The sequence below is a fragment of the Affinibrenneria salicis genome, from assembly GCF_008710095.1.
The window spans coordinates 1-23571 of the sequence record NZ_VYKJ01000001.1 but is presented as its reverse complement, the minus strand read 5'-3'; the positions used below and the strand labels follow the sequence as shown (position 1 = coordinate 23571).

22 protein-coding genes, 1 tRNA gene and 1 pseudogene are annotated in these 23571 nt (G+C 56.9%); 12 read left to right on the top strand and 12 right to left on the bottom strand.

The annotated features are described in order from the left end of the window. Positions 1–245: 245 nt before the first annotated feature. The 5 genes from FJU30_RS00115 to FJU30_RS00100 all read right to left on the bottom strand — a co-directional run bounded on the left by FJU30_RS00115 (position 246) and on the right by FJU30_RS00100 (position 3795). Positions 246–539, bottom strand: coding sequence for a hypothetical protein (locus FJU30_RS00115; protein WP_150433426.1), 294 nt, complete (start codon positions 537–539; stop codon positions 246–248). Positions 540–787: 248 nt separating this feature from the next. Beyond that, on the bottom strand, positions 788–1159 hold the full coding sequence (locus FJU30_RS26965) for an RHS repeat-associated core domain-containing protein (RefSeq protein WP_395858498.1): 372 nt from the start codon (positions 1157–1159) through the stop codon (positions 788–790). Continuing rightward, a complete protein-coding gene (locus FJU30_RS27535) occupies positions 1107–1262 on the bottom strand; it encodes a hypothetical protein (RefSeq protein WP_395858497.1) in 156 nt (51 codons plus the stop codon). The genes FJU30_RS26965 and FJU30_RS27535 overlap by 53 nt, the downstream gene beginning before the upstream one ends. A 134-nt stretch (positions 1263–1396) precedes the next feature. After that, positions 1397–1831 carry a DcrB-related protein gene (locus tag FJU30_RS00105; protein WP_150433425.1) on the bottom strand — a complete coding sequence of 145 codons (435 nt, stop codon included), beginning with the start codon at positions 1829–1831 and terminating at the stop codon, positions 1397–1399. After that, positions 1828–3795 carry a type VI secretion system Vgr family protein gene (locus FJU30_RS00100; RefSeq protein ID WP_150433424.1) on the bottom strand — a complete coding sequence of 656 codons (1968 nt, stop codon included), beginning with the start codon at positions 3793–3795 and terminating at the stop codon, positions 1828–1830. The genes FJU30_RS00105 and FJU30_RS00100 overlap by 4 nt, the downstream gene beginning before the upstream one ends. 549 nt (positions 3796–4344) lie before the next feature. On the opposite strand from FJU30_RS00100, the gene dinB reads away from it, so the two are divergent. Continuing rightward, positions 4345–5406: a DNA polymerase IV gene (dinB, locus tag FJU30_RS00095; protein ID WP_150433423.1), complete on the top strand. Its 1062-nt coding sequence runs from the start codon at positions 4345–4347 to the stop codon at positions 5404–5406. Between the two features lie 71 nt (positions 5407–5477). Here the strand turns inward: dinB and pepD are convergent, their stop codons facing one another. The 5 genes from pepD to FJU30_RS00070 form a co-directional block, all read right to left on the bottom strand. Beyond that, complete coding sequence (gene pepD, locus FJU30_RS00090) at positions 5478–6938, bottom strand: beta-Ala-His dipeptidase (RefSeq protein WP_150433422.1); 1461 nt, start codon at positions 6936–6938, stop codon at positions 5478–5480. Between the two features lie 148 nt (positions 6939–7086). Continuing rightward, positions 7087–8703, bottom strand: a complete 1617-nt coding sequence (locus FJU30_RS00085) for an ABC transporter ATP-binding protein (protein WP_150433421.1) — start codon at positions 8701–8703, stop codon at positions 7087–7089. Next, the gene (locus FJU30_RS00080) at positions 8700–9533 is read right to left on the bottom strand and encodes an ABC transporter permease (protein ID WP_150433420.1); all 834 of its coding nucleotides are present in this window, start codon (positions 9531–9533) and stop codon (positions 8700–8702) included. Before FJU30_RS00080 ends, FJU30_RS00085 begins: the two co-directional genes overlap by 4 nt. Further along, positions 9533–10510 carry an ABC transporter permease gene (locus tag FJU30_RS00075; protein ID WP_150433419.1) on the bottom strand — a complete coding sequence of 326 codons (978 nt, stop codon included), beginning with the start codon at positions 10508–10510 and terminating at the stop codon, positions 9533–9535. Before FJU30_RS00075 ends, FJU30_RS00080 begins: the two co-directional genes overlap by 1 nt. Before the next feature lie 5 nt (positions 10511–10515). Further along, entirely contained in the window at positions 10516–12144 is a 1629-nt protein-coding gene (locus FJU30_RS00070) for an ABC transporter substrate-binding protein (RefSeq protein WP_150433418.1), read from the bottom strand. Between the two features lie 690 nt (positions 12145–12834). Here FJU30_RS00070 and FJU30_RS00065 point away from each other — a divergent pair. The 11 genes from FJU30_RS00065 to FJU30_RS00015 all read left to right on the top strand — a co-directional run bounded on the left by FJU30_RS00065 (position 12835) and on the right by FJU30_RS00015 (position 22327). After that, a complete protein-coding gene (locus FJU30_RS00065) occupies positions 12835–13602 on the top strand; it encodes a VOC family protein (protein ID WP_150433417.1) in 768 nt (255 codons plus the stop codon). Positions 13603–13729: 127 nt separating this feature from the next. Then, a complete protein-coding gene (gene proC, locus FJU30_RS00060; RefSeq protein WP_150433416.1) occupies positions 13730–14542 on the top strand; it encodes a pyrroline-5-carboxylate reductase in 813 nt (270 codons plus the stop codon). 210 nt (positions 14543–14752) lie between these two features. Then, positions 14753–15211: a xanthine phosphoribosyltransferase gene (gene gpt / locus FJU30_RS00055; RefSeq protein ID WP_150433415.1), complete on the top strand. Its 459-nt coding sequence runs from the start codon at positions 14753–14755 to the stop codon at positions 15209–15211. 344 nt (positions 15212–15555) lie between these two features. Then, a complete protein-coding gene (gene frsA / locus FJU30_RS00050; protein WP_150433414.1) occupies positions 15556–16806 on the top strand; it encodes an esterase FrsA in 1251 nt (416 codons plus the stop codon). A gap of 60 nt (positions 16807–16866) precedes the next feature. Further along, complete coding sequence (crl, locus tag FJU30_RS00045; protein WP_150433413.1) at positions 16867–17256, top strand: sigma factor-binding protein Crl; 390 nt, start codon at positions 16867–16869, stop codon at positions 17254–17256. A 132-nt stretch (positions 17257–17388) separates the two neighbouring features. Further along, a complete protein-coding gene (gene proB / locus FJU30_RS00040; protein WP_150433412.1) occupies positions 17389–18492 on the top strand; it encodes a glutamate 5-kinase in 1104 nt (367 codons plus the stop codon). A 9-nt stretch (positions 18493–18501) separates the two neighbouring features. Then, positions 18502–19755 carry a glutamate-5-semialdehyde dehydrogenase gene (gene proA, locus FJU30_RS00035; protein WP_150433411.1) on the top strand — a complete coding sequence of 418 codons (1254 nt, stop codon included), beginning with the start codon at positions 18502–18504 and terminating at the stop codon, positions 19753–19755. Positions 19756–19950: 195 nt separating this feature from the next. Continuing rightward, positions 19951–20026 (top strand) — tRNA-Thr (locus FJU30_RS00030). Between the two features lie 175 nt (positions 20027–20201). Continuing rightward, entirely contained in the window at positions 20202–21416 is a 1215-nt protein-coding gene (locus tag FJU30_RS00025; protein WP_150433410.1) for a tyrosine-type recombinase/integrase, read from the top strand. A 326-nt stretch (positions 21417–21742) separates the two neighbouring features. Then, the gene (locus tag FJU30_RS00020; protein WP_097514319.1) at positions 21743–21943 is read left to right on the top strand and encodes a helix-turn-helix transcriptional regulator; all 201 of its coding nucleotides are present in this window, start codon (positions 21743–21745) and stop codon (positions 21941–21943) included. Positions 21944–22051: 108 nt separating this feature from the next. Then, positions 22052–22327 carry a hypothetical protein gene (locus tag FJU30_RS00015; protein ID WP_097514318.1) on the top strand — a complete coding sequence of 92 codons (276 nt, stop codon included), beginning with the start codon at positions 22052–22054 and terminating at the stop codon, positions 22325–22327. An 834-nt stretch (positions 22328–23161) separates the two neighbouring features. On the opposite strand, the pseudogene FJU30_RS00010 reads toward FJU30_RS00015, so the two are convergent. Both FJU30_RS00010 and FJU30_RS00005 read right to left on the bottom strand, forming a co-directional pair. Next, a pseudogene (locus FJU30_RS00010) lies at positions 23162–23371 on the bottom strand (IS630 family transposase); the annotation flags it as partial. Positions 23372–23410: 39 nt separating this feature from the next. After that, the coding region (locus tag FJU30_RS00005; protein ID WP_150433409.1) for an integrase core domain-containing protein at positions 23411–23571 on the bottom strand (161 nt) is incomplete at its 5' end.

The window sequence follows — 23571 nt, the reverse complement described above, 5'->3', positions numbered from 1 at the left end:
CATCAGGGCTCACGAAGCCGGATATATGTGTGTGACTACTTTTGTCAGAAAAAGAGCTGCCCGTGCTTGCACTGGGTCGGTGTCCATATAGCTATTTAGGTTCTCTCCTCCGAATCACTGACTTGAGTCCGCTCATCGGGAGCCGCTCTCTTGCCGCTTTCCTGCACTCGAATTATGTAGAGTATAGATAATAAAAAAACGGGGGGATTTCTATCTTTCCGATCGGTTATATAATTGAAACGAAATCACTGCAGTTTTATCAATATATCGCCGGGAGTCAGTGTGATATTTCCATTGTCATATTCTACCCACAGGTTTTTATTGTCTGATTCATAGTCGTTCATAATCCTATATTCCGAATATCCGGTGTTTTCATCCGCAATTTGAATTATGCTGTCTATATTGTTATCAAACTGATGAGTTGATATAAATACAGTGATCTTTTTTAAAAAATCCAGCTTCTGAAGCTCCTGTAAAGATGCTCCATTACGACTTAGATCTTTTTTCTTTTTATCAATATACTCAATAATATCAATCATAAATTGCCGCCTGTATAAATAGTAACCTTGCTTCCGCCTGGGGGCGAAACGTTGATATGGGGGATGGTTCTATGGGGGAGACCATCGGGGAACGCTTCATGACCCGCAAAAGTACCATCTTTATTAAACTGATAACCTTTATGATAAACCGCAGCATTCCCCTTTTCAGAAGATAGTCATTTAACTTTTTCTTCTGACGAGATGTTTTTACTGGCGGGTTATTTCCCGAGCCAGCAAATTTTTGAAAGTCAGAACGTGCACCATATGATGATCTGATCAGCCTCTTTGAAAGAACTAACAGTCACATCCTTCCCGGATTGAGCATCTTTAACTGCGCGATTGATATTACAACCAGCAAGGCCTAAGGGCGCTATCCAGCTAAGCAGGTTTGGAACGTAAACATACTGATTCAACTCACTCGCCAGCCCAATCGGCTTCGCCTGAGTAAACCGCCCGCACTGCGGGTCGTAATACCTGTACAGGTTGTAATGCAGGACGGTTTCCCGCTCAAGCCACTGCCCCTGAAAACGCAGATTTCGCCGGCCGTTCAGCCGGCCGGGCCGGCTTTTATATTCTGTTTCGCCCCAGACGCTGCAGCAGGCCGCGCCACGCCGTCGCATCCGGCGAGTCCGTGCGGTTGCCCGCCGCGTCGTGGTAAAAACGCTCCGCCTGGCGGCCGGAGATACCCTGCGTCAGACTGCCGGCTGCGTTGTAGCCCCACATGCGCCGCCGTATTTGTCCGCCGGCGCGGCGTCGCCGTCGGTCAGTATTTGCTGCACCAGCCAGTCCGTCGGGACTCACCGGCCGCGCCGGCACCCGCGGGCCGCCGACGCGGCGGTCAGGTCTGCGGCCACGGGTTACGCGTCTTTGGGCGGATGCGCCGCAAAGCCGGTTTTAATCGACTGCCAGAGCGCCAGCGCGGCCTCGTCAAATGGCGCGCAGCGGCTTAGCGCCATCGCCAGCAGATGGCCGTCGAGACGCGTCACCAGCAGTTTCTGATATATCTGCACGCTTTGGTTTTCAAAGCGAAAGTCCACCTCGCGCGCCGGCAGTTCGCCCAGTTGGGCGTCCAGGGGGTCCTGCGCAATGAATTTCCTCATATCGCGTTTTACTTTCACCAGTTGCTGACGCAGATACTGCTCCTCCTGGCCGGCCGGCACGTCCCAGGCGCGGGTGATGACCAGCGATGCTCCGGCGTGCGGCAGTTTGAGGATGGTGACGCTCTGATCCTGCACCGCTTCCGGTAACGTCAGGCGCCCTTCGGACAGGATATATTCCGTTTGCTGATTCATGACTGACTCTCTCCCTGGTCTTTGCCAAATGCCTCGTTGACCTCAGCGATAATTTGCTCCGGCGTTGGGGTGGGGGCGGCGGATTGAGAGACCTTATTGATATTTAAATCAAGCGTGCCGCCGGTATTGATTTGCCCGGTGGATTTAGCGTTAATGATGATGTTTTCGCACTGGATGGTTATCGTGCCGTTCGCGTCGATATCCACGCTGCTTTTGCCGCTGAACAGCTGGATGCCGCTGGCGGAAGATAATTTAATCTTTCCCTGGGTTCTCTGTTCATATTCGCCGCCGACCAGATCATTACGATTCATCTGGATCTGTTTTTTGTAGGCGCCCAACACGGCGCCGCTGTAGTCCTGATTAACGCACACCGTTTGCGAACCGCCGACAATATGGGTGGCGTCGTTTTTAACGATGGTGTCCAGATCGCGTTCGGCCTGGATCCATACCTGCTCCTGACCGGCTTTGTCCTCGAAGCGCAGGGCGTTGGCGTTATCCGGCGTGCCGTCTTTGGAGCGGCTCATGAAGCCCATCTGGGTGGCGGCGGCCGGCAGCGGCCACGGCGGCATGCTGGCCTCGTTGTACACCCGGCCGGTGATGATGGGGCGATCCGGATCGCCATTGATAAAGTCCACCACCACTTCGTCGCCGACGCGCGGGATCTGCACGCCGCCGAAGCCCTGACCGGCCCAGGCGCTGGAGACGCGTACCCAGCAGGAGCTGGTGTCGTCGCCCTTCGCCATCCGGTCCCAGTGGAATTTCAGCTTGATGCGGCCGTATTTATCGGTCCAGATGGATTGCCCATGCGGGCCGACCACTTTCGCCGTCTGCGGACCGTTGGTCTTCGGCCACGGCGTGCGCGGTTCCGCGCGGAACGTCACATCGGACGGCAGAACGCGAAAGTTGATGCGGTGCCTGGTGCTGCCGTCGCTGCCGCTGGCGTAGCGGTTTTCCTCAAAATCATATTCCGCCGCGATGGTCAGATATTCGCCGTTGTCGCTGAGGAACGGCGCGTTGCGCAGGGTGAAGGTATAGCCTGGCGCAATGCCGATCGCGGTGCCGGTCGCGCTGATCTGGCGGTGCTGCACCTGCCACACCTGCTGGCGGATGCGTGCGTAAAACTCGCCGTGATCGTGTTCGGTAAAACGTCCCGGCCAGTCATAGACGTCAATCTGACCGGGCGCCGGCGAGGCCGGATTCTGCCGCGCCTGAAACAGCCAGGCGTTGGGTTTGCGGAAGTCGTAATCGTCCAGACTGTAGATGCCCGGCGTGACCTGATCCTCCAGAGCCCACTGGCCAATCCCTTCTTCGCTGGTGCTGCCGCCGGAGGGCGTCACGTGATAGGGAATGCTTTCATAACCGCCGAAGGGCTGATGCTGCTGAGCCGCGTCCATCAGCACCATTACGTGCCGGTCCTGTTCGTGGCGGAAGTAGTAGTAAATCCCCTCCAGTTCCATCAGACGGCTGATAAAGTCGAAGCTGCTCTCCTGATACTGTACGCAGTATTCCCATACCCGATAGCTGCCGGCCAGCAGATCCTCTACCTCGACCTGATATTCGCTCAGCAGGGTATGCACGATCTGCGGCACCGTCTGGTTCTGGAAGATGCGCAGGTCGCGATCGCGCTTCATCGGCCACAGGTCGGGTTCGATGGTCAACTCGTACACGGCATAGCGCATGCCGCCCAATTCCTGGCTCTTGACCGCCATGCGGGTGATTTTGCCGTTGAGGTAGCGTTGAGAACTGAGGCTTTGATCCGACGCCAGCAGGGCGAATCCAGAGAGGGTCTGCAGCGGGATGGACAGCGTCAGCGGCTGGCCGAGCAGGGCGTGGCGATCGATGCGGGCATCGCGGCTCAGCAGGGTGACTTTCAATTCAAAGGATTCGGACAGGGCTTCCCGGCCGGATAGCTTCCAGAATAGCAAGCCCTCCATCGGAAGGTATGCGGTGATACGATTGTTCATCAGGGTTAGTCCGTTAACAGTTTGATATCCATTCTTGCTGCGGGGAGCGCGGATTTCATTTCTCGTGCAGATTCGCGGGCATCCGTCCCCCGGCATCCGTCAGAATCAATCTGTCTGACAGAGCAGAATGAGGCGTACAGGCGCTACGAATCTAAGGAAAGTCGCGCGCTATGTCAAAACTTAAAAAACGGTGGGGCGCAGGGGAGGCTAACGAGCTATCCCTGCAGGATGATTTTATTCTCATTATCCGAAAAAAATAAGGGTTAATCGCGGCGCGAAGCCGCTGAACAGAGCGCGCGTCTGGCCGGATTCCGTCTCGCCTTATCCGCCCTGAACATCGGGCCGGATGAAAGAACGCGGCGCGGCGCGTCGTTCGATCTTGAGATTTGTTCTTTTGGCTGTATACTTATCCAGTATTTTTTATCCTCTATTGCTGCGCGGCCCGGCTCGCGCCAGACGCCGTCCCTGCGCTTGACGGGCGCCGTGAGAACATGGCGCGGACCGGCATATGGCCAGTAAGAGGCAGACCGGCAGCTGATAAGGGCGGCAATGCGAAAAATCATTCATGTTGATATGGATTGCTTCTACGCGGCCATTGAGATGCGCGATAATCCGCGTTTGCGCGATATTCCGCTGGCGATAGGCGGCAGCGCCGACAGGCGAGGCGTGATCAGCACGGCCAACTACCCGGCCCGCCGTTACGGCGTGCATAGCGCAATGGCCACCGCCACCGCGCTGCGTTTGTGCCCTCATCTGATCCTGCTGCCGGGGCGGATGGAGGTCTATAAAGCCGCATCGCAGCAAATACGGCAGATTTTCGCCCGCTATACCTCGCTGATTGAACCGCTTTCGCTGGACGAAGCCTACCTCGACGTAACGGACAGCGCGCACTGCAATGGTTCAGCTACATTGATGGCGCAGGAGATACGCCAGACGATCAGCGCCGAACTCAATCTTACCGCCTCGGCGGGCGTGGCGCCGATAAAATTTCTGGCGAAGGTGGCTTCCGAGCAGAATAAACCGGACGGGCAGTTTGTGATTACGCCGGAGCGGATGGAGGCTTTCCTGCTGGCGCTGCCGCTGGAGAAGATCCCCGGCGTCGGCAAGGTGACGGCACAGCGGCTGGCGGAAAAAGGGCTACATACCTGCGCCGATGTAAGGCGTTACGATCTGGCCGCCTTACTGAAGACATTCGGCAAATTCGGCCGCGTGCTGTGGGAGCGGTGCCACGGCGTTGATGAGCGGCAGGTTTCGCCCGATCGGCTGCGTAAATCGGTCGGGGTGGAAAAGACGCTGGCGCAGGATATTTATCACTGGCGCGAATGCGAATCGCTGATTGTCCAGCTGTATCAGGAGCTTGAACGGCGGCTAAAGCGGGTTAAGCCGGATTTGCACATTGCCCGTCAGGGGGTGAAGCTGAAGTTCGACGATTTTCAGCAGACCACCCAAGAGCACGTCTGGCCGGAGCTTAATCAACAAGACCTGCTGCAACTGGCGCGCCAGACGTGGGAGCAGCGCCGTAAAGCTCGCGGCGTGCGGCTGGTTGGCCTGCACGTTACGCTGCAGGATCCGCAAATTGAGCGGCAGTTGCTGCTGAACTGGGAACCGTAACGGCAGGGGCGCATTGGCGGCAAGCCAATACCAACGGCGGGGCGCCCCGCCGTTATCATCGCCGGCCGGAATCAGGCGCGCGGCGGGATAGCCTTGAGCAGCGCGGTCAGCAACTGCCAGTAGTGGCCGACGCTGGCGATATGCACCTGCTCATCCGGTGAATGCGGCCCGGTAATGGTCGGCCCGATCGATACCATATCCATTTCGGGATAGGGTTTCTTAAACAGCCCGCACTCCAGTCCGGCGTGGATCACCTGAATATTCGGCGTTTTGCCGAACAGTTTCTGGTAGGTTTCCCGCACCACCTGCATGATCGGTGAATGGGCATCCGGCTGCCAGCCGGGATAACCGCCTTTGGGCCTGACTTCGGCGCCGGCCAACTGGCCGACGGCGGTCAGCATGTCGACCACGTATTCCTTGCCGCTGTCGATCAGCGAGCGGATCAGGCAGATGGCTTCCGCGTGGCTGTCGCTCATGGTCACTACGCCGAGATTCAGCGAGGTTTCCACCACGCCTTTCACTTCGTCGCTCATCCGAATCACGCCGTTGGGCGTGGCGTTAAGCAGCGCCAGCAGGCGGTTGCGGCTGCTCGCCGTCAGCGGTTGCGTCTGGCTGCCGAACTCTTCCAGCGTGAAGGCCAGATTTTTTTCCCGCGCGGCCAGCTCGTTGCTCAGCACCGCCAGATACGCCTGGCTGCGCGTTTTAAGCTGCCCGGCGTTGGCGATCGGCAGCGCCAGCGTGGCGAAGGCCTCGCGCGGGATGGCGTTGCGCAGCGTGCCGCCGTGCAGATCGATCAGGCGCAGGTCCAGACTGTCGGCCTGGGCGAACAGGAAGCGGGCCAGTAACTTGTTGGCGTTGCCCAGCCCCAAATGAATTTCCGCGCCGGAGTGACCGCCCTTCAGGCCTTTCAGCGTCAGTTTGAAAACCTGATAGCCGGCGGGCAGCGGCTCGCGCTGCAGCGGCAGTGAGGTGATCACGTCGATACCGCCGGCGCACCCCATGTAGACTTCGCCCTCTTCTTCGGAATCGGTGTTAATCAGTATCTCGCCCTGCAGCCAGCCCGGCTGTAGCGCGAAGGCGCCGTCCATCCCGGCTTCTTCCGTCATGGTCAGCAACACTTCGAGCGGGCCGTGTTCGACGCGCTCATCGGCCAGCACCGCCAGCGCGGAAGCCATGCCGATGCCGTTATCCGCGCCCAACGTGGTGCCTCGCGCTTTAACCCATTCGCCGTCGATCCACGGCTGAATCGGATCGCGGGTGAAGTCGTGTTCGGAATCGTTGTTTTTTTGCGGCACCATATCGAGATGGGCCTGCAGCACCACCGGCTTCAGGTGCTCCAGTCCGGCGGTGGCGGGTTTCCGTAGCAGGATATTGCCCGCCCGATCGCGTTCGGCATACAGGTTTTTTTCTCCCGCCCACGCCATGATATGGCTGGCTAAGGCGTCCTCATGGAACGACGGGTGGGGAATGGCGCAGATCCTGGCGAAAATATCCCACAGCGGCTGTGGTGAAAGCTGGGACAATTCAGACACTATAAAGTCTCCTGTTGCGGCAAATTTCTGGCACGTTGCAGCGTAGGCGCGCCGGTCGAAGTGAATATCCGCCACGCAGGGTGGCGCGATAAGTACAGAATATCACTTCCGTTCGCCGACGGGCAGGCCGCGACGCAAAACAGGCGTCTCAGGCCGCGGGGGACTGCCATTCTCGGCCGGGGATGGCGCTGAGCAACTGGCGGGTATAGTCATGCTGCGGATGGCGGAACACCTCGCGGGTCAATCCCTGCTCGACGATGCGTCCGCCCTGCATGACGATAATGCGATCGCAAATTTGCGCGGCGACGCGCAGATCGTGGGTGATAAAGATCAACGACAGCCCGAGCCGCGCGCGCAGATCGGCCAGCAGCGCCAGCACCTGCGCCTGCACCGAGACGTCCAGCGCCGATACCGGTTCGTCGGCGACCAGAATGTGCGGCTCCATCGCCAGCGCCCGCGCCAGGCCGATGCGCTGGCGCTGGCCGCCGGAAAACTCGTGCGGATAACGCTGGATGGCGCCGGCGTCCAGCCCGACCAGCGCGAAGATCGCTTTCACTTTTTCCAGCGCCTCCGCACGCGGCGTGCCGTGGACCAGCAGCCCTTTGGCGACGATTTCCCCCACCTTCTGGCGCGGATTCAGCGAGGCGAAGGGATCCTGAAACACCATCTGGATATAGCGGCTTTGTTCCCTCAGCTCCTGCGGTTTCAGCCGGGTCAGATCGCGGCCGGAAAACAGGATTTCGCCGCTGTCCGGCCGATATAATCGGACGATACAGCGTGCGAGCGTCGACTTGCCCGAACCGCTCTCGCCCACGATGCCCAGCGTGCTGCCCTGCGGCAGTTCCAGACTGACGTCCTGCACGGCCGGGGTTACGCGTCGGTGCCGGTTAAGCCAGCCGGACTGGCGAAAGGTCTTATTGAGGTGTTTTAGCGTCAGGATCGGCGCGTTATTCTCCGCCGTGCGCGCCACCGCCGGATGCAGCGACGGTACGGCGGCAATCAGCGAGCGGGTATACTCGTGCAGCGGGCTGTAGAGCACGCGGCTGGCCGGTCCCTGTTCCACCAACTGGCCGTGCTGCATCACCGCCACCCGATCGGCGATTTCCGCCACCACGCCGAAATCGTGGGTGATAAACAGCACCGATGTGCCGCGTCGCTGCTGCAGCTGGCGGATCAGCTGCAGGATCTGGGCCTGGGTGGTGACGTCCAGCGCGGTGGTCGGCTCGTCGGCGATCAGCACCAAAGGCTCCAGCGCCAGCGCCATCGCGATCATCACGCGCTGGCGCTGGCCGCCGGAAAGCTGGTGCGGGTAGGCGCGGGCGGTCGCCTGCGGTTCCGGTATCTGGACGTCGGCCAGCAGCCGTTGCACCCGGGCCATGACGTCGCGCCGCGACAGTTCCGGTCGGTGGGTGTAAAACATTTCCGCCACCTGATCGCCGACGGTATGCAGCGGATTGAGCGCGGTCATCGGCTCCTGAAAAATCATGCCGATGCGCGCCCCGCGTATCTGGCGCAGTTCGTTCTCGTCCAGCGACAGCAGATCGCGTCCGTCAAACGCGATACTGCCTTCCTTCGGCCGCACCCGTTCGGGCAGCAGCCCCATAATGGCGCTGGCGGTCATCGATTTGCCCGAACCGCTTTCTCCCACCACGCACAGGATCTCGTTCGGGAACAGCTCGAGCGAGACGTGGCGCAACGCCCACGGGCGATCGGCGTCCTCCGGCAGGGCGACGCTCAGATTGTTGATCGATAACAGCGGATTCATCGGTTTTTCAGCCTCGGGTTGAGCGCATCGTTCAGTCCCTGGCCGACCAGAGAGACGGATAACACGGTAAGTAAAATGGCGAGGCCCGGAATGGCCGATACGTACCACTCCTGGCGCAGTACGCTGCGCCCGGCGCCAATCAGATTGCCCCATGACGGCACATTGGGATCGGAAAGATTGAGAAACGCCAGCGCGCTTTCCAGCAGGATGGCGATCGCCATAATCACGCTGGCGTAGACCACGATCGGCGGCAGCGCATTGGGCAGGATCTCACGAAACACGATCGGCATATCGCGCATGCCCAACGAGCGCACGGCCTGGATAAATTCCCGATTGCGCAGCGACATAAACTCCGCGCGCGTCAGACGGGCGGCGGGCGGCCAGGAGACGATGCCTATCGCGACAATCACGGTGGGCAGCGTTGAACCGAATACCGCCACCAGCACCAGCAACAGCAGGAAATTCGGCAGGATCTGGAACGCTTCGGTCACCCGCATCAGGATATCGTCGATGATTCCGCCGTAAAATCCCGCCAGCGCGCCGACCACAATGCCGATGGCGACGGCGATCACCGTAGCGACCAGTCCGATGGTCAGCGAAATTCGCGCGCCGTGAAAAATCTGCGCGGCGATATCGCGTCCGGTCTGATCGGTGCCCAGCAGAAAACGGGGATTCTGCAGCGGCCACTGCAGCGGCCGTCCGGCCAGGCGCAGCGGATTCTCGGGAAAAAACAGATCGGCGGTCAGCGCCATGCCGATCGCCAGCAGCAGCAAAATCAGACCGAATAGCGCGGTCGGACTGCGTGCGTAACGCGTTAAAAACTGTCTCATTACTGTTCACCTGAAATGCGCGGGTCCAGCCTTGCGTACAGCAGGTCGACCAGAAAGTTAATCGCAATAACCAGCAGGGCGGAGACGAACACCACGCCGAGCAGCGTATTGAGATCGCGCTGCATCACGGATTCATAGGCAAGGCGGCCCAGACCCGGCAGGGCGAATACGCTTTCCACCACCACCGAGCCGCCCAGCATGGTGCCGGCCTGCAGGCCAATCAGCGTCACCAGCGGCAGCAGCGCATTGCGCAGGATATGCCGCACCACGATGCGGGTTTCGCCCAGCCCTTTGGCCCGCGCGGTGCGCACAAAATCGAGCGTGGCCACTTCAAGCATCGAAGCGCGCATGATGCGTAAATAAATGGCGAGAAAGATCAGCGTCAGCGTCAGGGTCGGCAGCACCAGATGATGGGCGATATCCAGCCAGCGCGCCCAGCCGCTCAGGCCGCTGGCGAGGGTCTCGAACCCGCCGGAGGGCAGCCAGTCTAGATAGATGGAAAACAGAAAGATCCCCATCAGACCGAACCAGAAGGACGGCGTGGAATAAAAAATCAGCCCGAGCAGCGAAATCAACGTATCCGGCCAGCGGTTAACCCGGCGCGCGGCGATGATCCCCAGCGCCATACCCGCCGCGACGGCCAGCGCCAGCGAGGAGCCCATCAGCAACAGCGTGACCGGCAGGCGCTCCAGGATCACCTCCGCCACCGGTTTGCCGTAAATGGCGGACTGGCCCAGATCGAGATGGACCAGGCGCCACAGGTAGTCGCCCAGCCGTACGGCCGTGGACTGATCGAGCGCATAGTAGCGGCGCAGTTCTTCGATCATGGTCGGGTCGCCGCCGCCCATCTGCGCCACCAGCGCATCGACGGTATCGCCCGGTGCGAACTGCAACAGCAAAAAGAGCCCGACCAGAATAATCAGCAGCGCCGGAACGGCCGCGGCCAGACGCCGTGCGCTGAGCACCAGCAATCTCATGGCGCTTAGCCCTCCAGCCAGGCGTCGTGCCAGCTGCTGGACGGCCAGCGGGCGTTGTTGAGCGCGTTTTTCAGTTTTTTGTTCACCACGCTGTAGAACTGACGCTCAATCGCGAACCAGACCGGGAATTGCTCGTTGGCTTCCTGCACCAGTTGGGCGTACAGCGCCCGGCGTTTTTGCGGATCGATTTCCGACGCCGCGTCGTCGATCAGTTTATCGATGGTATCGGACTGCCAGCCGTACTGATTGGTCCAGGGCGCGCCGGCCGGACTGCCGGAACGCAGCCAGACGGTGGTCGACACCGCCGGATCGCCGCGGTATTGGTGCCAGCCGGTGGCGATATCGAAATTGTGTTCTTTGTAGACGGCGGACAGCGAGCCGGCGTAATCGTAGTTGGTGATCTCAACCCCGATGCCGATCTCCGCCAGCGATTGCTGAATAAAGGTGGCGAACAGCGTGACGTCCTCGCCGTTGGTGATCGGCACCAGCTTCAGCTTAAAGCGCTGGCCGTTGGACGCGCGGCGGTAGCCGGCCTCGTCCAGCAGGGCTTCCGCTTTCTGCCGGTCGAACGGGTAGGGCTGCTTACTGTCGGCCGGGTAGAATTTGCTGGAGATCGACGGGATGATGCCGGTTGCCGGTTTACCCTGGCCGTAGAGAAAGTTTTCAATAAAGAATGGAATATCGATGGCGTGCGCGATCGCACGCCTGACGCGCACGTCGGCAATCTCTTTACGGCGGAAGTTGAACTCCAGCGTGTTATTAAACACGTTGGCTTCCGAGCCTTTTGACGTGACCTCGAAATCGGGGTGGTTTTTCAGCCGATCCAGATCGGCCAGCGAGATCTGCGAGTAAGCGCTGAGCTGCAACTGGCCGGTTTCCAGCGCCGCGGTGGCGGCGGATTTATCGGTGATGATGCGCCACAGGATGCGCTCAATATAGGGCTGATCCTTACGCCAGTAGTCCGGGTTGCGGGTGGCGATAATGTACTGACCGCGTTCATACTGAACGAATTTGAACGGGCCGGTACCGATGGGCGCGGTATTGGCCGGATTTTCCAGCACGTTGCTATTTTCATAAACGTGGCGCGGCACCACGTAGCCCAGATCGGCCAGCGCGCGCAGCAGCAGTTCGATGGGCATCGGACGCGAGTAGTGGAACACGGCGGTATGGTCGTCCGGCGTATCGACGCTCTCCAGATGCTGCTGTAGCGCCGTACTGTAATTCAACTGCTTTTTCCACAGCTCCAGCGCGTTATATTGTACGTCTCTGGCGGTAAACGGCTGACCGTCGTGCCATTTCACCTGTTCGCGCAGTTTGAATGTAATGGTTTTACCGTCCGGCGTGGTGTGCCATTCGGTGGCCAGCTGTGGAACGATATTTCCCTGCGCGTCCAGATCCACCAGCGACTCAATGATTTTACTGGTGACGATATAGACGCCGGTGGAGGCGCGCAGCGCCGGGTTGAGGATACGCTGCTCGGCCGCGATATGGACGCTCAGCGTACCGCCCTGAACCGGCGCGCCGGCCGCGCCGCCGCCTTTAGCGGTCGTCGCCGCCGACAGAAATGAACTAAACGGCAGCGAGGCGGCCAGCGCGCTGGAGGAAATAAGCAAACGTCTGCGGGTGATATTCATAGCGTTCCCTGTTTAAAAAAGAAAAAGGTTCGGACAACAACGAAGTTAAAGGCAGATATTATCGTGATGGAAATGTTAATTTGTTCTATGACATCAGCGAATTAGAATATACAACAGGGGGTTTTATTAGTGATTTTTTTAGCTAAGTTAAGCTAAAAAAAGCATTAAGAAATCGGGGTAATTGAATTTCTAATGCTGGGATGGATCGCGCGATACCCAACCTAATTCAAGTGGCAGGCAGACGGTGACGCCGCGACCAATTCGTCGGCGACGAATTGGTTTAGCCAATGGCTGAGCTTCGATGAGAGGCGGAATGTCGCTCATTAACCCCCGACGTCTTCAGTATTAACTGATTGATGTTAAATACAAATTTTTCTACAGGGGTTGAGCGCCGCTGGCGGCGGCTCTGCAAGGGCGAACCCGATGAAGGGCGCGAATAACCAAACCAACCCACCTGCAGCCTGAAGCAGGAAGGGATATATCCTGAATAAACCGGGGCGGCAAAGCGGCAGGCGAACGAGCCGATACCCTGACGGGGGCGGGCGAAAATCCGACTGGCGACGATAGCCAGCAGCGTCGCCTTCAGGGAACGGCCGGGAAGGGGCTGGATAATCGGGCGCGGCCACGCAGCCGCCGTATGGCATATTATGGCGGACATAAAAACGAATTAAATCAAACACAGGAACAGATATGGCAAATTTATTGTGGGATCATGCGGTGCATTATGTAAATAACCCGGACGAGGCCATTACGGCGTTTACCGGCCATCAACTGCTGGCGGTGCGCGGCGGAGTGCATCCGGACTGGGGCACGCATAATGCGCTGAGCTACTTTGGCCTGACCTATATTGAGTTTCTCAGCATTTACGATGCGGATAAACTGGCCGAGGTGCAGGATTCATTTCTACTGTCGCGCGATGCGCTCAAACTGCTGCCGGCGCATCAGGTGCTCAATCGGGTGGCGCTGCGCAGCGCCGATATCGATGCGACCCACGCGACGCTGGCGCGTCAGGGTCTGTCGCTTTCGCCGATTCTTGACGGCAAGCGTCATGACGCGCAGGGCAACTTAATCGAGTGGCGCATTTTCACCATTGACGGCAGCTACCAGGGCGTGGCTTATCCATTCATTATCCAGTGGGGCAATCCTGACGAAGAGCGTCTGAAACTGCTGCGGCAGCGCGGTCTTGACCGTCCTCATCCGGCCGGCGCGGTCACCATGGCCGCGGCGTTGTTCGACGTTGAACAGCCGCAGGCGGTGGCGGCGCACTGGCAGCAGCTGTTCGGTCTGGCGCGCGATCCGCAGGATCCCGCTCGCCTGCTTATCGGCGAAGAAGGACAGCGGTTTATCTTCCGGCATGGTTCGCTGAACCGGCTGTCGGCCATCCAGCTGCGCACCGACCATCCTGAGCTGGCGGGTTCCAGCCTGCGGATTGGCGACGGGGAATACCAGTTTGTCTGATGTTCGCCTTGCGGCTGCCGGCGGCTGATGAACGTCTCCCCGGCGGGGTAATCCGGGGAATGCGGTGCGGCGGCCAGTGCGGGGACGGATTTATTGCGGTTATCGTGGTGTGGATTCGGGACGGTTTATGACCAACAAAATAGGTTTTATTGGCTGCGGCAATATGGGCAAAGCGATACTGCTGGGCCTGCTTTCCAGCCAGATAGTAAAGGCGCGGCAGATTGTCGGCTATGACATTCGCACGGAAATCACCGACGAGCTGGCGCGTCAGCATGGCGTTCTGACCGCCGACGGCTCGGCGCAGCTGGCGCAGCAGTGCGATATCATTTTTCTGGCGGTTAAGCCGGACGTGATCCGCACATCGCTGGGCGAGATCGCCGGGGTGCTCAAACCGCGGCAGATACTGATCTCTATTGCGGCGGGCATTACGCTCGACGCTATCAGCGCGGTGGTGGGGCCGGATAAAAAAGTGGTGCGCGTGATGCCGAATACGCCGGCGCTGGTGCGGGAGGCGATCTGTTCGCTGACGCCCAATCAGCACGTCACGCCGGACGAATTTTCTCAGGTGGCCCGCCTGTTTAGCAGCATCGGCCGCTACGAGCGCGTGCCGGAGTACCAGATTCATGCCGTTACCGGCGTGAGCGGCTCGGCGCCGGCCTTTGTGTTTATGCTGATCGAAGCGATGGCCGATGCGGCGGTGGCCGGCGGCCTGCCGCGCAAACAGGCCTATCAGTTCGCGGCGCAGACGGTGTTGGGCTCGGCTAAAATGGTGCTGGAAACGGGGCTGCATCCGGGGGAACTGAAGGACAATGTCTGCTCGCCCGGCGGCACCACTATCGAAGGCGTCGGCGTGCTGGAGGATAAGGGATTTCGCGCGGCGGTTATGCAGGCGGTGCGGGCCAGTACGCATAAATCGATCCGGCTGTCGCAGGGCGAGTAGCCGGACTGTCCGCCGGGAACGCGCGGTGTCGATCGGCGTCCGCGCGTCAATGAACCGGCGGCGCAGCCGAAACGGCGCGCCGCCGGTTGAAAGCGAGCGATTGTTCGCATCAACGCTGGTTTTTATGCCCCTGTAAATCTATAATCTCGCGCAACCTTTTTCCCCCTCAGACTCTGATTAAGCCACTTCCATTTGGCCGGGATATTATTTATGAGTGAAAAATACGTCGTTACCTGGGATATGTTGCAAATTCACGCGCGTAAGCTGGCGCAGCGTTTACTGCCGTCTGAACAATGGCAGGGCATTATCGCAGTCAGCCGCGGCGGGCTGGTGCCGGCCGCTTTGCTGGCGCGTGAGCTGGGCATTCGCCACGTGGATACCGTGTGCATTTCCAGTTACGACCATGATAATCAGCGGGCAATGAAAGTTCTGAAACGCGCTGAGGGAGACGGCGAAGGGTTCATCGTGGTGGACGATCTGGTCGATACCGGCGGCACCGCCAAAGCCATCCGCGATATGTACCCGAAGGCGCATTTTGTGACTATCTTCGCCAAGCCCGCCGGCCGGCCGCTGGTCGACGACTATATCATCGATATTCCGCAAAATACCTGGATCGAGCAGCCCTGGGATATGGGCGTGGCGTTTGTGCCGCCGCTGGCCAATCGATAAGCGCGCCGCTGGCACGCTGTCGCTAACGATATCCGTCCCCGTCGCGTGCGGGATGATGACGGCGAGCGGATCCGGGCGGACTGGATAAACCCAAACGACGGGGCGTCAGATTCGTCCGGCGCCCGATGCGACCCCGGCCTGACGCCTCCCGATGGCCGGACAACTGCGGCGCGCATCACGTTTTCGGTCTGCCCGATGACCCGCGTCAACGCCCGTTTTGTTCGCCGGGCGTTTGTTTTATTCGCCTCAGCGAGATCCCGGTTTGTTTTCCGTCCGAATAGTTAGGTACACTCTGTGTCTTGCTATGCTCCGCCCTTGTCGGGCGATGATTAATGGAGGCCGCAGTGGCTCGAGCCAATCTGAGCGAAACTCTGTTTAAACCCTCGTTCAAACACCAGGAAACATCGACGCTGGTCAGGCGTGCGCGCTCTTTACAGCCCGACGGCGGTATGCACTCGGCGCTGGAAGGGAAAACGGTCCACAGTTGGTATCGCATGATCAACCGGCTGATGTGGATCTGGCGCGGGGTCAGCCCGTTGGAGATCGAAGAGGTGCTGGCGCGTATCGCCATCAGCCAGGCGGAGCGCAGCGACAGCCATTTGCTGGATACCGTGGTGGGCTACCGCAGCGGGAACTGGATTTATGAGTGGGTTAAGCAGGGCATGCAGTGGCAGCAGCGAGCGACAGATTTGCCGGAGTCGGAAGACGCCGGGCAGTGCTGGCTCAGGGCGGCTAATCTGTATAGCATCGCCGCTTATCCTCACCTGAAAGGGGATGAGCTGGCAGAGCAGGCGCAGACGCTGGCCAACCGCGCATACGAAGAAGCGGCTAACTACCTTTCCTATGAACTGAAAATATTGACTTTTCCTGTCGACGGCGCGTCGCTGACCGGTTTTCTGCATCTGCCGGGCGACGACGAAGGCGGGCCGTATCCGACCGTTCTGATCTGCGGCAGCCTGGACATGCTGCAAAGCGACTACAACCGCTTTTTCCACGATTATCTGGCGCCGGCGGGCATCGCCATGCTGACTATCGATGTACCTTCGGTCGGCTTCTCTTCCCGCTGGAAGCTAAGCCAGGATTCCAGCTACCTGCATCAGCAGGTACTCAAAGCGCTGCCTGATATTCCCTGGGTCGATCATTTGCGCGTGGCCGCATTCGGTTTCCGCTTCGGCGCCAATATCGCGGTGCGGCTGGCCTATCTGGAAGCGCCGCGTCTGCGGGCCGTGGCCTGCGTGGGGCCGGTGGTGCATCATCTGCTGAGCGACGCGCAGCGTCAGCAGCAGGTGCCGGACATGTATATGGATGTGCTGGCCAGCCGGCTGGGCATGCCGGATTCGGCGGACGCCGTGCTGAAAACCGAGCTGGGCTGCTATTCGTTAAAGACCCAGGGCCTGCTGGGCCGGCGTTGTTCGACGCCGATGATGACCGGCTACTGGGAAAACGACGTGCTCAGCCCGAAAGAGGAGTCTTGCCTTATCGCCAGCTCTTCCGCTCAGGGCGAGATGCTACAGGTGAATGCCCCGCCGTTGTACCAGGGATTCCAGCAGGCGCTGCAGAAAATCAGCCGCTGGCTACAGGTTAAATTGGCCTGATTTATTGACAAATCCCCCTGGTTTGCCAGAAATAGTATTTACCTTGTGGAGATTGAGTGAATGATGTTAGCAAATGGACACCCTAAGATCAGGTTGATAAAGAGTTTTGCCGCCTTAGGGCCCTACCTGCGCGAAGGGCAGTGCGAAAGCAATTATTTCTTTTTTGATTGTCTGGCGGTCTGCGTCAACGTTAAGCCGGCGCCGGAAAAACGCGAGTTTTGGGGCTGGTGGCTGGAACTGCGTATCGAAGATCAGCAGGCAACCGGCTCGTATCATTTCGGTCTGTACGATAAGGCCGGCGACTGGCGCGAAGAGAAAATCAAAGACGCCGCGGTGCGGGAAAAAGTGGAAGCCGCCCGCCTGAGCTTTCACGAACGGCTGGAAGCACTACTGAACAAAATGGATCCCGCGTATACTCTGACGGAGCAGGCGCCATCCTCCTCGCATTGATCGATCCGGCGGTCTGCGGAAGGCGGCGTGCCGGCGCGTCCGCCGCCTGAACAGTGACGGGGATAGCGCCCGTCTCCGGTTACGACACCCTGTATAAATTCTTTTTTGATTAACACCAACGGCAGAAAAATTATGAGTGGCAGCCAGACCCTGGTTGTGAAACTGGGCACCAGCGTATTGACGGGCGGTTCGCGCCGCCTGAACCGCGCGCATATTGTGGAGCTGGTGCGTCAGTGCGCGCAGCAGCACGCGGCGGGGCACCGCATTGTGATAGTGACTTCCGGGGCGATTGCCGCCGGACGTGAACATCTCGACTATCCGGAACTCCCGGCGACGATCGCCTCGAAACAACTGCTGGCGGCTGTGGGGCAGAGCCGCCTCATTCAGCTGTGGGAGCAGATGTTTTCCATTTATGGCATCCATATCGGCCAGATGTTGCTGACGCGCGCCGATCTGGAAGACCGCGAACGCTTTCTCAACGCGCGCGACACGCTGCACGCGTTGCTGGATAGCCGCATTGTGCCGGTCATTAATGAAAACGACGCTGTCGCCACGGCGGAAATTAAAGTCGGCGACAACGATAACCTGTCGGCGCTGGCCGCCATTCTCGCCGGCGCCGATAAACTGCTGCTGTTGACCGACCAGGCCGGGCTGTACACCGCCGACCCGCGCAGCAATCCGGATGCGGAGCTGATCCGCGAAGTCAGCAGCATCAGCGATGCGCTGCGCAGCGTGGCGGGCGACAGCGTCTCCGGTCTCGGCACCGGCGGCATGTCGACCAAACTGCAGGCGGCGGACGTGGCCTGCCGCGCCGGCATTGATGTGGTGATTGCCGCCGGCAGCCGGCCGGGCGTGATTGCGGACGTGGTGGCGGATGTCTCGGTCGGGACGCGCTTCCACGCGCTGGAAGCGCCGCTGGAAAATCGCAAACGCTGGATCTTCGGCGCGCCGCCGGCCGGCGAAATCACCGTGGACGACGGCGCGCTGAAGGCGATTGTCGAATGCGGCAGTTCGCTGCTGCCGAAAGGCATTCGCGCCGTCACCGGCGACTTCTCGCGCGGCGAAGTGATCCGCGTGCGCAGCCTGAGCGGCCGCGACGTGGCGCATGCCGTCACGCGCTACAACAGCGATGCGCTGCGTATGATCGCCGGGCACCACTCTCAGCAGATCGCCGACATCCTCGGCTATGAATACGGTCCGGTGGCCGTCCATCGTGACGATATGATTATTAATTAAGGAACGCATATGCTGGAACAGATGGGTAAAGCGGCGAAACAGGCATCCTGGCAGCTCGCCGCTCTCAGCTCGGCGCAGAAGAATCATGCGCTTCAGGCCATTGCGGATCTGCTGGAAGCGGAAAGCGCCGACATTCTGGCGGCCAACGCGCTGGACCTGACGCAGGCCAGAGAGGCGGGCATGAGCGATGCGCTGCTTGACCGCCTGCAGCTCACCCCTGAGCGCCTGACGGCGATAGCCGGCGACGTGCGCCAGGTTTGCCGCTTGACCGATCCGGTGGGCGAAGTGATCGACGGCCGCACTCTGGACAGCGGTCTGCAGCTTGCGCGCCGCCGCGTGCCGCTCGGCGTGGTCGGCGTGATTTATGAAGCGCGTCCTAACGTTACCGTGGATGTCGCCTCGTTGTGCCTGAAAACCGGCAACGCGGTCATTCTGCGCGGCGGTAAAGAAACCTGCCGCACCAATGCCGCCACGGTAAAGGTCATCCAGCAGGCGCTGGCCCGCTGCGGTTTGCCCGCCGCCGCGGTGCAGGCGATTGAAAGCCCGGATCGCGCGCTGGTCAACCAACTGCTCAAACTTGATCGCTACGTGGATATGTTGATCCCGCGCGGCGGCGCCGGCTTACACAAACTGTGCCGCGAACAGTCGACCATCCCGGTCATTACCGGCGGCATCGGCGTATGCCACATCTTCGCCGATGACAGCATCGACTTTGACAAAGCGCTTAACGTTATCGAAAACGCCAAAACGCAGCGCCCCAGCACCTGCAACACGGTGGAAACCCTGCTGGTGCATCAGGCGATAGCCGCCGAATTCCTGCCGGCGCTCAGCCAGCGCATGCAGCAAAAGGGCGTGACGCTGCACGCCAGCCCGCAGGCGCTGCCGTATCTGCAGGCCGGCCCGGCCAACGTGGTGCCGGTACAGGCGGCGGACTACGATGACGAATGGCTCTCACTCGACCTCAACGTCGTGCTGGTCGACGATCTGGCGGCGGCGGTGGAGCATATCCGTCGGCACGGCACGCAGCACTCAGACGCCATTCTGACCCGCTCGCTGAGCAATGCCGACCGCTTCGTGCGCGAGGTGGACTCCTCGGCGGTCTATGTTAACGCCAGCACCCGCTTCACTGACGGCGGCCAGTTCGGCCTGGGCGCCGAAGTGGCTGTCAGCACGCAAAAACTACATGCGCGCGGCCCGATGGGACTGGAAGCGTTGACCACTTATAAATGGGTTGGCTACGGCGACGATCTCTGTCGGCCGTAACCGGCGGGTTATAAAGCGGAAAGTTATAGGATTCCCGCCTGTTATACTGCAAACCAGCAGCGGGAATCTTTATTTAAAACAAGGTGCTTATAAAATCGGCAGACGGATGCGCAGGACTTGACTTAGCTTCCCGTTTTCACTAGTTTGTCACCCCGTAGTTCATCGTCACTCATCCGCAGAGACGATCCCAGCAAAGCCGATATAGCTCAGTTGGTAGAGCAGCGCATTCGTAATGCGAAGGTCGTAGGTTCGACTCCTATTATCGGCACCATCCTATCTATTTTAACGTCTCCCTAAGTCTACTCAAACACCCTTAAAACCCTTATAATACGCGGTTTCACGGCCCTTATTGTCTCTGCTCGTCTACTCACGTTCACAGAAATCTACGCTGAGTTGGGGGTATCGGTGGGGGTATTCGCTGTTCGGTATAAAGGAGATACCCCCAGATGAAGCTCAATGCCAGACAGGTCGAGACTGCCAAGCCCAAAGATAAACCCTACAAGATGGCGGATGGTGGTGGCATGTATATGGAGGTGTTCCCGAACGGCACCAAAAGCTGGCGCATGAAATACCGTATCGCAGGTAAAGAAAAACGTGTGGTGTTTGGCGTCTACCCGACCATTACCTTAGCCGATGCCAGAAGCAAAAGAGATGATGCTAAAAAGCTGCTGGTTAATGGCGTTGATCCGAGTGCGTTTAAGCAAGAAAGCAAACAAGCCCACATTGAAGAAGTCAAAAACACCTTTCAGCAAATTGCTCTCGAATGGCACAGCATGAAAGTGAAGAAATGGTCTGCGGGATATGCCTCTGACATTCTTGAAGCTTTTAACAAAGACGTTTTCCCGTTCATTGGTCAACGCCCTGTTGCAGACATTAAGCCGCTGGAATTGCTAAACGTGCTGAAAAAGATGGAAGACCGAGGCGCGACCGAGAAAGCCAAGAAAGTGCGTCAACGCTGCGGCGAAGTGTTTCGCTATGCCATCGTGACAGGCAGAGCCGAGTATAATCCCGCGCCAGATCTCACCAGTGCCATGCAAGGGCATGAGTCTACACATTACCCGTTCCTGACCACTGAAGAGCTTCCTGCTTTCTTTAAAGCCCTTGCTGGCTACTCTGGCAGTGAATTGATGGTGCTGGCAGCGAGATTGCTGATCATTACTGGCCTGAGAACAGGTGAATTGCGCGGTGCGTTATGGTCTGAAATCGATACCAAGAAAGCGCTATGGGAAATTTCTGCTGAACGCATGAAAATGCGCCGCCCTCATATCATCCCGCTATCTACCCAAGCGTTAGCCATTATCGAACAGATCAGAGCAATGACGGGGCAATTTCCTTTACTGTTTCCGGGACGCAATGACCTAAGTAAGACCATGAGCGAAGCCAGTATCAATCAGGTATTTAAGCGAATTGGCTATACAGGCCGGGTTACGGGTCACGGCTTCCGTCATACCATGAGCACCGTTCTTCATGAACAGGGCTACAACACCGCATGGATTGAAACCCAACTGGCGCATGTTGATAAGAATGCTATCCGTGGCACCTACAACCATGCGCAATACCTCGACGGCAGACGTGAGATGCTGCAATGGTATGCCGACTACATGGTAAGCCTTGAGAACGGAAGTAGTGTGGTGCAGGGAGCGTTTAATCGGCGTGGGTAAGGATAACTGCTGATGAAAGAAGGGCTATGTCTTAACGGGCATAGCCCTTTTTCTTGGCTAAAGCAGATAAGAATTAAGTCAGAATTTAAACTGACATTTATTAACTAATTGATTAATATGAAAATTATAAAATACCTTAAAACAGCAAAATAAATAGCACTTATTGCTAAATCACTCTACACCCCGCCCAGTGACAGCTCTCCCGCCATTTCATCTGTTTTTGTTTAAAAAACACTCAATTCGAGTTCAATTCTGATTTTCCGAGGGTTGAACGTCATAAGCGATCTGAAGATACTACATTCATCAAAACAACAACGGAGAAATATATGACAACAAGAAAACTTATTCGCTTGCCAGAAGTGATGAATAAAACAGGATTTAGCAAAGCATGGATCTATAGGCTTATTAGTAAGGGTGATTTTCCTAAGCCGATTAAGATTGGAATAAGAGCCTGTGCCTTTATTGAAAGTGAGATTGATGAATGGATTGAACAACTGATCTATTCATCACGCAATACAGCAGCATAATAATATATGGGTAGTATGTAAAAGCAATATAAAATATAACAATCCCTATTAAATAATACATGAAAGTGTAGGGGGATATTTACTTAACGATTAAATAAGGAACCAAAAATGAAAAAAGAAAATAAATGTAATAGTCAGAACTCAGCAGAACTTACAGCATTGTTAGAATACTCTCGCTTTACCAAGAAAGTACTCGCGAAGCCTGCTAATGAAGTATTCGATCTATTTACTGACAAATACTATATGGAAACCGTTTACGATGAGATTATTGATAAAACGAAGAAGAGCATTGATCAAAGTCAGCATAGATATATAGATTTTGAAGAGGTTAGAATAAATATAATGTGCATGCATACAGAGGCCATTATGATTTGTTATATGTAAAAATAAAATAGCTCAAAATGGATTTATAGCGTTTAGAGATTTTATATGAATAATATTAATAGCTTAAGCAAAAGGTCAGATTTATATCTGACCTTTATTAGGTTTGCTATCAATAATGATTTTGTGAAATATTTCCTCTCTTCCTATTGACTATTAAAATATAAGATCTATAAAAAGTAAAGATACAAAAAAAGCCAGATATTAAATCTGACTTTTTAAGGACTAAAAAAGTTTTCGCTGACTTTTTTAAGTCTTGTAATCAGTTAGAGGAATAACGTGATTACAAATATAATAAAGTATTAAATAATCTTTTCATATTTGTCAAATCTAAACCTTAGCTTTTTACAAGTCTTTTAAATACCATTTTCAGAATCCTTTTTAGTTCTCAAAAACAATAACGTTAAAACCTATTGTATCAGGTGCGATCATACGAAGGTCCCTCAAGTGATGGTGAAGATCGAGTTATTGTAGACAGCGGTTAACCGGGAGCGATGTTGTCAGCCTGAATCGCCTTACCTAAAATTTATAAAGCGTTATAGCTTCTTTAGTAAAACGAGAAGCGCTTAAAAGATCATGGTAAGGTTTGCGCGGGTCGCGGGGGGGAGTATCAGACTGGAAACGGTTTGAATACTTTTTGAGTAATCAAAGCGCAATGAGCATTCTTTTTTCCTTTCTCTATCTCTTTAGCGATTTTTATTTTCGCATGGGGGGAGGGGGGGGAATGCTCCAAGAAAAACTAAGTTTTCCTAACGGAAAACTACTACGACTGAAAGTCGCCATCTAAAACCCCAGAACCTAAGCTGATAAAATTCTAAATAGCTGCGCTGAATACCGCTACACTTTTGCCAGTCCATGTTTCCCGCCGGGGAATGGACTGACGGTTTCCATAAAGCGATGAACCTTTCTCAGCAACTGCCACATTGAACGGCACTGGTGGTTGCGGGTTACCGTGTCGTGAAGCGCCTGCCATAATCGCTCAACATGGTTCACCCACGGCGAGTAAACTGGCTGATAAATCACGCTGAACTTCGGGTTTGCCTGCAGGGTAATCCTTCCATTTTTAGCGGAGGTCATAAGTAGAGTTTACGCAGCACGTAATATATGCTGCTTTGGTGTGTATCCACCCAGTGCCATATTGGGCCTTTCGTGATTATAAAACCACTGCCATTCCGTTGCATACTGCTGTAATTCATCCAGTGATGAAAATAGATATTGTCCCAGCCAGTCATAGCGCACTGTCCGGT

Bases quoted from the DNA above. Each gene is read 5' to 3' on its own strand.
- FJU30_RS00115 (WP_150433426.1), bottom strand. From the start codon at position 539: ATGATTGATATTATTGAGTATATTGATAAAAAGAAAAAAGATCTAAGT.
- FJU30_RS26965 (WP_395858498.1), bottom strand. From the start codon at position 1,159: ATGCGACGGCGTGGCGCGGCCTGCTGCAGCGTCTGGGGCGAAACAGAA.
- FJU30_RS27535 (WP_395858497.1), bottom strand. From the start codon at position 1,262: ATGTGGGGCTACAACGCAGCCGGCAGTCTGACGCAGGGTATCTCCGGC.
- FJU30_RS00105 (WP_150433425.1), bottom strand. From the start codon at position 1,831: ATGAATCAGCAAACGGAATATATCCTGTCCGAAGGGCGCCTGACGTTA.
- FJU30_RS00100 (WP_150433424.1), bottom strand. From the start codon at position 3,795: ATGAACAATCGTATCACCGCATACCTTCCGATGGAGGGCTTGCTATTC.
- dinB (WP_150433423.1), top strand. From the start codon at position 4,345: ATGCGAAAAATCATTCATGTTGATATGGATTGCTTCTACGCGGCCATT.
- FJU30_RS00085 (WP_150433421.1), bottom strand. From the start codon at position 8,703: ATGAATCCGCTGTTATCGATCAACAATCTGAGCGTCGCCCTGCCGGAG.
- FJU30_RS00080 (WP_150433420.1), bottom strand. From the start codon at position 9,533: ATGAGACAGTTTTTAACGCGTTACGCACGCAGTCCGACCGCGCTATTC.
- FJU30_RS00075 (WP_150433419.1), bottom strand. From the start codon at position 10,510: ATGAGATTGCTGGTGCTCAGCGCACGGCGTCTGGCCGCGGCCGTTCCG.
- FJU30_RS00070 (WP_150433418.1), bottom strand. From the start codon at position 12,144: ATGAATATCACCCGCAGACGTTTGCTTATTTCCTCCAGCGCGCTGGCC.
- FJU30_RS00065 (WP_150433417.1), top strand. From the start codon at position 12,835: ATGGCAAATTTATTGTGGGATCATGCGGTGCATTATGTAAATAACCCG.
- proC (WP_150433416.1), top strand. From the start codon at position 13,730: ATGACCAACAAAATAGGTTTTATTGGCTGCGGCAATATGGGCAAAGCG.
- gpt (WP_150433415.1), top strand. From the start codon at position 14,753: ATGAGTGAAAAATACGTCGTTACCTGGGATATGTTGCAAATTCACGCG.
- crl (WP_150433413.1), top strand. From the start codon at position 16,867: ATGATGTTAGCAAATGGACACCCTAAGATCAGGTTGATAAAGAGTTTT.
- proB (WP_150433412.1), top strand. From the start codon at position 17,389: ATGAGTGGCAGCCAGACCCTGGTTGTGAAACTGGGCACCAGCGTATTG.
- proA (WP_150433411.1), top strand. From the start codon at position 18,502: ATGCTGGAACAGATGGGTAAAGCGGCGAAACAGGCATCCTGGCAGCTC.
- FJU30_RS00025 (WP_150433410.1), top strand. From the start codon at position 20,202: ATGAAGCTCAATGCCAGACAGGTCGAGACTGCCAAGCCCAAAGATAAA.
- FJU30_RS00020 (WP_097514319.1), top strand. From the start codon at position 21,743: ATGACAACAAGAAAACTTATTCGCTTGCCAGAAGTGATGAATAAAACA.
- FJU30_RS00015 (WP_097514318.1), top strand. From the start codon at position 22,052: ATGAAAAAAGAAAATAAATGTAATAGTCAGAACTCAGCAGAACTTACA.